The sequence below is a fragment of the Flavobacterium kochi genome (genome assembly GCF_048286715.1).
Taxonomy (GTDB): Bacteria; Bacteroidota; Bacteroidia; order Flavobacteriales; family Flavobacteriaceae; genus Flavobacterium.
In genome coordinates this window covers 20194-30183 of record NZ_JBLVPW010000041.1, presented here as the reverse complement: position 1 = coordinate 30183, position 9990 = coordinate 20194, and the positions used below count along the sequence as shown (strand labels likewise).

Here is a 9990-nt window from a genome sequence, read left to right as displayed (position 1 = left end):
TAGAGATTACAACACGTTAATCTAAAAAAAGACCGCAATTTGGCAAAAATTACATTCCGAAGTTAAGCATCTAAAGGAAACTTTGGTAGGTAAATATTGGTGTCAAATTTAAAAAAAATAACATAAAACACATATGAAAAGAAATAAAAAATTAATAAGTTTTGCTTTATTTGGAATCGTCTTAATCTTTGTTGGAAAATACGTTTATGATATGAATATCAATCATAATTTTGAAACGATTACTGACGGAAAAGTTTACAAGTCAGGAATGATTCCTCCAGATGAAATCGAAAGTTACGTTAAGAAATATCATATAAAATCGATAATAGATTTGCGTTTTCCAGGTACCACTGATTTAAAGAATAACCCTGAAATCCCTGTTGAGCTTACTGCCGAGCAGGAAGCTGTTGCAAAAATAAAAGGAGTGAGCTATTTTAATAATGGTTCAGATCAGGTCCCTAAACAAGAAAATTTGGATCGGTTTTTTAAAATAATGGACAATAAAGAAAATTATCCAGTACTGATTCATTGTTATCACGGAATCGGTCGGGCCGAAATGTATTCGGCAATATATAGAATTGAATATGAAAATTTCACAAACGAAGCAGCACGAAAAGGGGTAAGGACACTAATAAAGTACAGTTCATTTGATGATGGAACTCCAAAAGGAGAATACTTAAAAGCGTACAAATCCAGAAAAGAATTAGCATCGGAAAAGAAGTAATTTAGCTGCTTAATACGCAATTCAGCTAATTTAGCTTTTATTTGATTTTTATTTCAAAAATAAATTGCAATTAATTTATAAGTACCTGATTATTATGTTTCAAATGAAAAATAAATAAGCTTGCATCTTTATTTTGAGAATGATTTTCGTAATGTATAATGTTCAGTTTAATACATAAATACAAAATTTACCTTTTTGAACGATTTAAAATTTTATATTTGCGGTTCCAATTAAAAACAAAAACGCAGAAATCCTATGGAATATTTAGATTTTGAGCTTCCTATAAAAGAACTAGAAGAGCAGTTAGATAAATGTCTTGTTATTGGTCAAGAATCAGATGTTGATGTAACGAATACTTGCAAACAAATCAACAAAAAACTGGAAGAAACCAAAAGGCATATTTATAAGAACCTTACTGCTTGGCAACGTGTACAGCTATCCAGACATCCTAGTCGTCCCTACACAATGGATCATGTACGTGCTTTATGTGGTGAAACTTTCCTGGAACTTTTTGGGGATAGAGGTTTTAAAGACGATAAAGCCATGATTGGTGGCTTAGGAAAAATTGATGGACAATCTTTTATGATTGTTGGTCAACAAAAAGGATTCAATACAAAGACACGTCAGTTTCGTAATTTTGGGATGCCAAATCCTGAAGGATATAGAAAAGCATTGCGATTAATGAAAATGGCTGAAAAATTTGGTATTCCGGTATTGACTTTAATCGACACTCCGGGAGCTTATCCAGGGCTGGAAGCAGAAGAACGCGGTCAGGGTGAAGCCATTGCCAGAAATATATTTGAAATGATTCGTTTAAAAGTACCAATCATCACAGTTATTGTAGGTGAAGGAGCTTCTGGCGGTGCATTAGGGATAGGTGTGGGTGACAGGGTTTATATGATGGAAAATACTTGGTATTCTGTTATTTCACCTGAATCATGCTCTTCAATTTTATGGAAAAGCTGGGAATATAAAGAACAAGCTGCAGAAGCATTGAAATTGACTTCCGCTGACATGAAAAAGCAAAAATTAGTCGACGATATTATTCCTGAACCATTAGGTGGAGCACATTACGACAGAGAGACTGCTTTCAAAACGGTAGAGCAATATATAATGAAAGGATTCAATGAATTGAAAGACTTATCAACAGAAGAATTAGTTGCTAGAAGAATGGACAAATACAGTAAAATGGGCGAATATAAAGAGTAAAATCTTACAAATTTGTATTTAATCCGAAGCCTTACAGTTTCGGATTTTTTTATGGTTATAAACAAAAAATAGTTACTTATGAACAATTATTTGTAACAACTCAATGACGATATTTTTTTAATTTTTGTTACTTTCGCTCTATGGAAAACTTCAGAAATATTAATCCTGTGAAGGTTGATAAAACTACTATAATAAGCCTTGAAAAAGGAAAATTGCAACCGCAGGTTCTCGATTTAGAAGAGGCTGTGCTTGGCGCCATGATGATTGATAAAAAAGGAGTAGATGATGTAATTGACATTTTACAACCCGATGCTTTTTATAAAGATGCTCACAAACATATTTTTGAGGCTATCGTTCAACTGTTTACAGAAACACAGCCTATTGACTTATTAACCGTTTCTGCCCAACTCAAAAAAAATGCAAAATTAGAATTAGCAGGAGGAGATTTTTACTTAATTCAGCTTACACAAAAGATATCGTCTTCTGCGCACATTGAATTTCATTCCAGGATTATTCTTCAAAAGTTTATTCAGCGCAGCTTGATTCGTATATCGACGGAAATTATTGAAGAGTCCTACGATGAAACAACTGATGTTTTTGATTTATTGGACCGAGCAGAGTCTAAATTGTACGAGGTAACGCAAGGAAATATAAAACGTAGTTCTGAAACTGCTCAGAGTTTAGTTTTGCAGGCCAAAAAACGAATAGAAGAAATTGCTGGCCAAGAAGGATTGAGTGGTGTGGCGACTGGTTTTGAGAAATTAGATAAGATTACTTCAGGTTGGCAACCAAGTGATTTAATTATCATAGCGGCAAGACCAGCAATGGGTAAGACCGCATTTGTATTATCGATGGCTAGAAATATGGCAATTGATTTCGGAATGCCTGTTGCCTTATTTTCCCTTGAGATGGCATCGGTTCAGTTGATCACCCGTTTGATTTCTTCCGAAACAGGTTTGTCTTCTGAGAAATTACGTACCGGAAAACTGGAAAAACACGAATGGGAACAATTAAGTACTAAAGTTAAAAATTTAGAAAAAGCCCCGTTGTATATTGATGATACACCTTCACTATCTATTTTTGATTTAAGAGCAAAAGCGAGACGTCTGGTTTCGCAGCATGGTATAAGAATTATTATTGTCGATTACTTGCAATTGATGACTGCAGGTGGAAATGGAAAAGGAGGAGGGAACAGAGAGCAGGAGATTTCTACAATTTCGAGAAACTTAAAAGCCTTGGCCAAGGAACTCAATGTTCCAGTTATTGCACTTTCTCAATTGTCTCGTGCCGTTGAAACCCGTGGTTCCAGTAAAAGGCCATTACTTTCTGACCTTCGTGAATCGGGTGCGATTGAGCAAGATGCGGATATTGTATCGTTTCTATACCGTCCCGAATATTACAAAATTGACGAATGGGATGATGATGAAGCCTCACCAACTGCTGGTCAGGCAGAAATAATGATAGCCAAACATCGTAATGGTAGTATAGAAAACGTTAGGTTGAAATTTATTGGACATTTGGGTAAATTTGATAATCTGGAAGATTACAGCGGAGGTTATGATGATTTGCCATCAAGTATGAACCAAGATGACAATCCTTTTATTACAAAAAATCTCCCGTCAGCCAATGAAGCTTTTGGAAGTAATCTGAATGACCCGGACGATGACAGTGATGTACCGTTCTAGAAATATAGGAGGCTGTCTTAAAAAGGCAGCCTCTTTTTTGTTAATTTAATTTTTGGATGGTCCCTATTTTAATTTTTTAATCCGTAATCTTTTATTTGTTAAAATATAAAAAAAAAGATTAGCTTAGCGTATAGATTATGAGCAAATCAAAAAAAGTTTAACCAAAAAAGTAAAAATTATGTCTGAAGAAACTGTATCGGTAAGCAACACATCAAAAGTGAAGAAAGAAGTAAACACTATTCCCTTAAAAGAAGCACAAAAATGGGCCAAGCGATGGGCAAAAAAAGAAGGGGACTATAACAAGCACCATCAATTGAATGCGTTTTTAATTCCTAAAGTTGATTTATTAGAAGTCTTAGCGGAGGGCATTGATGCCGTAAGAGCCTATATTGGGGTAGATGAGAATAATGTGGAGAAACTAATGATTGTTGGCACTAAATTCGATGCGGAAACAGGGATCTATGTTGATATGATTACCGTTGGAGCAGCAAATGCTGGAGACCAACGAGATGATGTTTATGATTTCACATCACCTTGTCCTCCAAATGGTGACCCATCTAGCCCTTTAAATAGTTAAAATCGCTATGAATGAGGTGTTTATATATGTTGGAATTTTAATTTTATTGCTTAATTTTATATTGTATATAAAAGGCTTTCCTCATCAAGGGAGAGCCTATACAATTTTTACCTGGTATTTGGGAGTAATTTTTAGTGTACAAATTATATCGAATATTCTGATGAGGCTAAATATTATGAATTTATTCTTGTCCCATTTTTATTTTATTGGTCAATTTGTTTTATTGAGTTTTTTTTACATGATTATTTTAAAAGAAGCGTCTCAAATAAAAATTGTAAAAGCAAGTATGGTTTTAGTGTTATTGGTTTTATCCATCCAATACGCTTATAACAGGAATCTTTTTTTTGCATTCAATTTATTTGAAATATTCATTACTTCTTTTTTGCTAATTATTTATGCTACCTTTCATTTTTACAATATGTTAAATGAAAAAAAAGAGTTTTATTACATTAACATAGGAGTTTTGATGTATTTATTTGGAAGTACAATTCTATTCCTTGTTGGGAATTTGACAACTTTATTAAGTTCAAAAATGAGTTTAATAACGTGGACTTTGAATGCTTTTTTATATGTTGTGTATCAGCTATTTATTTTAGTTGAATGGAAAAAAAGTTTTTCTAACAAAAATATTGAATAGTATTTTATGAGGAAAGACGTTATTCTAGAGAGCGATTTAATTGAAATAATCATTTACATCTGCATCGCTTTTCTTCTGATGGGAGTGGTCTTGGTGTTGTTCTTCTATTTTTCAAGAAAAAAAATAATCCTTAAGGAATTAGAAAAAAAAGATTTGGAAATTTACCACCAAAAAGAGTTGCTTCGTGCAGAAATTATTACGCAAGAAGCCGAACGCAAGCGTATTGCTCAAGATTTGCATGATGATATTAGTTCTAAACTTAATATAGTTTCTTTGAACAGTCATTTGCTAACCACCCCTAATTTGTCCGAAAACGAGATTGCAGAAATCACGAAAAATATCATCAATCTTAGCGGAAAAGCACTTGATAATTCTAGAAAAATCGCACATGGTTTGTTGCCTCCTGTGTTAGATAAATTCGGGTTTCATGCGGGGGTCGAAGAACTCTGTCTAGAATTTAATAGTAGTAAATTGATAAACGTTAGTTATCAAAATCAGGTTCATTTTGACAGTTTGGATAAAGACAAAGATTTACACATTTTTAGAATTTTGCAGGAATTGATGAACAATTCTTTGCGTCATGGAAAAGCTGCAAATATTTCCATTCTTTTCGACGAAAACGAAGGATCAAAGCGATGTGTCTATATTGATGACGGAAGCGGTTTTGATGTCAATGACAAACAAAATCAAAACGGTCTCGGGATGAAAAATATCGAAAGCAGAGTTGCTTTTTTAAATGCAACAATCACTATTGACTCAATTATAAATAAAGGAATAAAAGTTGTTATTAATTTTTAATTTTAAATTATGAGTAATCCAATCAGAATTATTTTAGTTGACGATGAGATTTTATTTAGAAAAGGAATTTCTTTTTTATTGGAAAAAGAAAAAAATATTGATGTTATTTTTGAAGCGTCTCAAGGAAGTGAACTTATGTCCTTTTTGAAGGAAAATAAAAATCATCCAGATATTATTATTATGGATGTGAAAATGCCGGTAATAAGCGGAGTCGAAGTCACAAAGACTATTCACAAAGATTTTCCGGAAATCAAGATTATTGCTTTAACCAGCTATGATTCGAGATCTTTTGTGGCTAATATGATACATCAGGGTGCAGTTTCTTATCTAATCAAGAACGCGACCCCTCAACAATTAGTAACAGCCATCAATGAGGTTGCTTCTAAAGGGTTTTATTATACAGATTATGTGATGAAAATTATTCAGGAAGATATATTGAAAGGCAAAAAGAATAAAAATAATTTTGCAACTAATTACCTTACAATTCGTGAAATTGAAGTTTTACAGTTGATATGTAAACAAAAAAATACAATTGAAATCGCGGAACAGCTCTTTATAAGTCCAAGAACGGTAGAAGGACACCGGAATAATTTATTACTTAAAACGGAATCAAGAAATATAGCAGGATTAGTGGTTTATGCGATACAAAATGAAATTGCATTTCTCAACAATTAATATGAAGTGCGTTTTGTAATAAGAGGTCTTGGCATTCAATTATTTTTAGAGTTAATGACTTAGAAATTGGAAGGAAAAAACATAAAAAACGGTTAGGGGCACGATTAACAAAGGCAGACCTATTTTTTAAATATATATCAATACGATTAAATGGTCTAATTTTGAATCAGGACTCTTAAAAAATAGCAGCCTAATTTGATTTAATTTGAATGCCAAATAAGACTAATTTAGATATTCTTCCTATATCTTTGATACAAAATAGTTTAATATGATGTCTAAGCGATTCGTGTGTTTTCTTTTTTTACTATTGTCAATAGTAGCAAAAGCTTCTTTTATTTTGTTGCCCATGGATGAAACCACGCAGCAAAATCATCTGAAGGCCTATGGAATTGCGTATTGGTCTTTGGATAAAAATTATAAAGCAAGTTGGTTGCTCAATTATCGGGGAGGTTCTTTTTTATTGCCTGATGCCGAAGAAATACGCAAAGAATGTCAAATTAGGGGGGTGAGTTTTGAAATTCTTTCCGATAGTGAAGAAGCCAGAATTTTAGATGAGATTTCTAGTCCTTCTCAAAATATGGAGACAGTAGTACTTGAAAAAGCTCCCAAAATAGCCGTTTATACACCCAAAGGAAAACAGCCCTGGGATGACGCTGTGACACTCGTTTTGACTTATGCCGAAATTCCTTTCACACCCATTTACGATGAAGAAGTTTTAAACGACCAATTGCTACTTTACGATTGGTTGCATTTGCATCATGAAGATTTTACGGGTCAATATGGTAAGTTTTATGGGGCCTACAAAAATGTACCATGGTACATTGAACAAAAGAAAGATGCCGAAGCATTAGCAACCAAATTAGGCTATTCGAAAGTCTCACAAGAAAAAGGAGCTGTTGCCAAAAAAATCAGAGACTTTGTGATTGGAGGTGGATTTATGTTTGCAATGTGTTCTGCAACGGATAGTTTTGACATTGCCTTGGCGGCAGACGGCGTGGATATTTGCGAAGCTATGTTTGATGGTGATGCCAGTGATGCTAATTATCAATCGAAGATGAATTACAATAATTCGTTTGCTTTTAAAGATTTTATTTTAGAAAGAAGACCGGAGCAATATGAATTTTCTGATATTGATATGACTTCGAAAAGAAGAATTTTAATGGATAAAGATTATTTTACACTAATGGAGTTTTCGGCAAAATGGGATCCAGTACCAAGTATGTTGTGCCAAAATCATACACAGTTGGTCAAAGGATTCATGGGGCAGACAACTTCTTTTGATGCTTCACTTATAAAATCTAATATTTTGGTGATGGGAACTTGCGAGCTGAATGGTGAAGCACGTTACATTCACGGTGAAAAAGGAAAAGGAATGTTCACTTTTTATGGTGGTCACGATCCTGAGGATTTTCAACATCAAGTAGGTGATGCACCTACGGTTCTTGATTTGCATCCAAATTCACCGGGCTATCGCTTGATTTTGAATAATGTGTTGTTTCCCGCAGCGAAGAAGAAAAAACAGAAGACGTAATCCTATACGTTTTAAATTTAATTTTTTATTAAATTCTTCAGATGAACTGCGAAACTTTTTTGCAAGTGTATTAAGCTGCTAAAATATTCCAACTATTGGAAATACTTCTATTTAAAGTTATAGCATAAAAGTGAAAGTTTCCTAAATTTTATAGTTAAACTCCATGATTAATTAGTAGGACTATTAAGTAGGTTTCCAAATTTATCCTATTTTCAAATGATACTTACTTATTACAATTGGGATAATGCACTTGCTTATAAATTAATCCAATAAAAATTATACTAATTTGAAATAACAATTGGTATGAGGTGCTACTTCAAGGATATTGCTTTCCCCCTAAATACCTATTCACAATAGAAAATGACAAATTTGAGATAATTTGATTGAAAACGTGCGCGCTAGGCATGTTTAGAAATGTATTTGGTTTATAATGAAGTAAATACAGGTAAATATACCTGGATTTATTTCGGGTATAATTACGCTATGTCAGCTTGTTTATTATGAAGATATTTGGATTGTTATTATTCGAATACATGACAGGCGGAATCCGAAAAGCCTTAATAGAGTAGGAGCCCCTCAATAATGAGAAAAACCTATAAATCAAATTAATTATGTCTACAACAAATTTTTCAGAAAGTGCATTAGCAGGAACTGCAGTGGCAGAAACATCATTATTTAAACAAACTTCGGCAGGAACAGTTTATGTGATCGATTTCGATTTTACGAGCGCTGACCAAAAAGCTATTTTGTCTTACCTTCAAGTGAATAATTACACTTTATTGGGGTACAAAGGAGCAACAGGTCCAAATCAAGTGTCAAGCGGATTGCCAACCTGGTTCGCAGAGCCATATATGGAAATGTTCGGTAATGTTCAAATTGATTATGAGCCACTTTACAAAGTGTATGTTTATAATCAAGCAAACATTGGGACAAACACGACTATAAAAATGGAGTGTTTATCTTTAGAGCTCCCATTAGGTACAGCTGTTCAGTTTAATTCAGATGGTACTTTTTCAGTTACCGGCAGTGCGAATCCTGGCATAATAACTGTTTTAAATAATCGTCCTTCTGGAACCAGTAATGTAACTGTTGGATTAGCAGCAAAAGTAAACGGAGATTATGCACCTTTCTGTGCATTTACTTGTACACCACAAGGATCCGTAAGTATGCAACCGAATGAAAAGGTTTGTTTATTTGCTGCCCAAACAAATATGGTATCCGGATCAGTTGTTGGAAATGCAGCAGCTCCTGGTTGTACTTTTGTATTCAATGCTTCAAGTATTGAATATGATTTACAAATGATAGCCAGTACTTATGGAATTACGAGTGCTAAAGGTGGTGCGCCTGTCACGATAATTTCTTCAGGAGCTTCATTAACTCAATTATTGAATACTCCTTCATAAATAAAGAAGCTGCCCCGTTGTAATTGCAACGGGGTAGCTTAATATAAGATTTTATGAGTAGTTTAAACATTCAAATTGATCAGATAGGCAGACAATTTCTTTTAGATAATAAAGAAACCATTGTTTTGGCTTTACCAGGAAATGAAGATTATAAATATTTAGTTGCTTGCGTTTCTTTTAGCCCTTTTGGTGATATTAATATCATTGATTTTCTTGATGATTGGATTGAATATGCTTCATCACAAAGTATATCTTATATGGATACAATCCACATGAATACTCAGCAAAAAGTAACTATCGGAAATGTATATACTTTTGACAATACTGGGTTTAAAGGAAGCTCCCCTGCTTATTCAGACCAGGTATATGGGCTTTTAAATGAAAGAAATATCGATGGCAATTACAATCTCACTTGTGGGCTTGGACAAAAAGTAACTATTAATAGTAGCTCTGATGCGGATTATTATGCAATCAATGTATATGCTGTGCCCTATAATCAGACCCTATATTTTGAGACGAATAACATGGTTTGGATTTTTGCAGCTGGAGGAATATCCAGCAATATGATTATCCCTTCTACTATGCCAACTCCTAATATTACTGCTCAAAAAAGTGTTGTCGTAGGAAGCTATCTTGAAATTGATTTGAAACAAACTTCAACCATCTATTTTGATAATCTAACTCATACGTTTAAAGTTGGATCCCTACCTAAGTGATCAGTGATAAGAATCTCTTCTCCATAGAAGCGATG

At 33.6% G+C, this 9990-nt stretch carries 9 protein-coding genes; all 9 read left to right on the top strand.

Going from position 1 to position 9990, the window contains the following annotated elements; all coding sequences use genetic code 11:
* The first annotated feature begins 133 nt into the window (after nucleotides 1-133).
* The 9 genes from ACNQGH_RS20885 to ACNQGH_RS20845 all read left to right on the top strand — a co-directional run bounded on the left by ACNQGH_RS20885 (nucleotide 134) and on the right by ACNQGH_RS20845 (nucleotide 9955).
* Entirely contained in the window at nucleotides 134-724 is a 591-nt protein-coding gene (locus tag ACNQGH_RS20885; RefSeq protein ID WP_417957951.1) for a dual specificity protein phosphatase family protein, read from the top strand.
* Between the two features lie 255 nt (nucleotides 725-979).
* Nucleotides 980-1933 (top strand): acetyl-CoA carboxylase carboxyltransferase subunit alpha, encoded by a 954-nt coding sequence (locus tag ACNQGH_RS20880; protein WP_417957950.1) that lies wholly within the window; start codon nucleotides 980-982, stop codon nucleotides 1931-1933.
* 140 nt (nucleotides 1934-2073) lie between these two features.
* A complete protein-coding gene (dnaB, locus tag ACNQGH_RS20875) occupies nucleotides 2074-3618 on the top strand; it encodes a replicative DNA helicase (RefSeq protein ID WP_417957949.1) in 1545 nt (514 codons plus the stop codon).
* Between the two features lie 178 nt (nucleotides 3619-3796).
* Complete coding sequence (locus tag ACNQGH_RS20870; RefSeq protein WP_417957948.1) at nucleotides 3797-4195, top strand: hypothetical protein; 399 nt, start codon at nucleotides 3797-3799, stop codon at nucleotides 4193-4195.
* Between the two features lie 643 nt (nucleotides 4196-4838).
* Nucleotides 4839-5630 carry a sensor histidine kinase gene (locus tag ACNQGH_RS20865; RefSeq protein WP_417957947.1) on the top strand — a complete coding sequence of 264 codons (792 nt, stop codon included), beginning with the start codon at nucleotides 4839-4841 and terminating at the stop codon, nucleotides 5628-5630.
* A 9-nt stretch (nucleotides 5631-5639) separates the two neighbouring features.
* The gene (locus ACNQGH_RS20860; protein ID WP_417957946.1) at nucleotides 5640-6305 is read left to right on the top strand and encodes a response regulator transcription factor; all 666 of its coding nucleotides are present in this window, start codon (nucleotides 5640-5642) and stop codon (nucleotides 6303-6305) included.
* A 271-nt stretch (nucleotides 6306-6576) separates the two neighbouring features.
* A complete protein-coding gene (locus ACNQGH_RS20855; protein ID WP_417957953.1) occupies nucleotides 6577-7836 on the top strand; it encodes an asparagine synthetase B in 1260 nt (419 codons plus the stop codon).
* A 611-nt stretch (nucleotides 7837-8447) separates the two neighbouring features.
* Nucleotides 8448-9239: a hypothetical protein gene (locus ACNQGH_RS20850; RefSeq protein ID WP_417957945.1), complete on the top strand. Its 792-nt coding sequence runs from the start codon at nucleotides 8448-8450 to the stop codon at nucleotides 9237-9239.
* A gap of 53 nt (nucleotides 9240-9292) precedes the next feature.
* The gene (locus ACNQGH_RS20845) at nucleotides 9293-9955 is read left to right on the top strand and encodes a hypothetical protein (protein ID WP_417957944.1); all 663 of its coding nucleotides are present in this window, start codon (nucleotides 9293-9295) and stop codon (nucleotides 9953-9955) included.
* Nucleotides 9956-9990 lie beyond the last annotated feature (35 nt).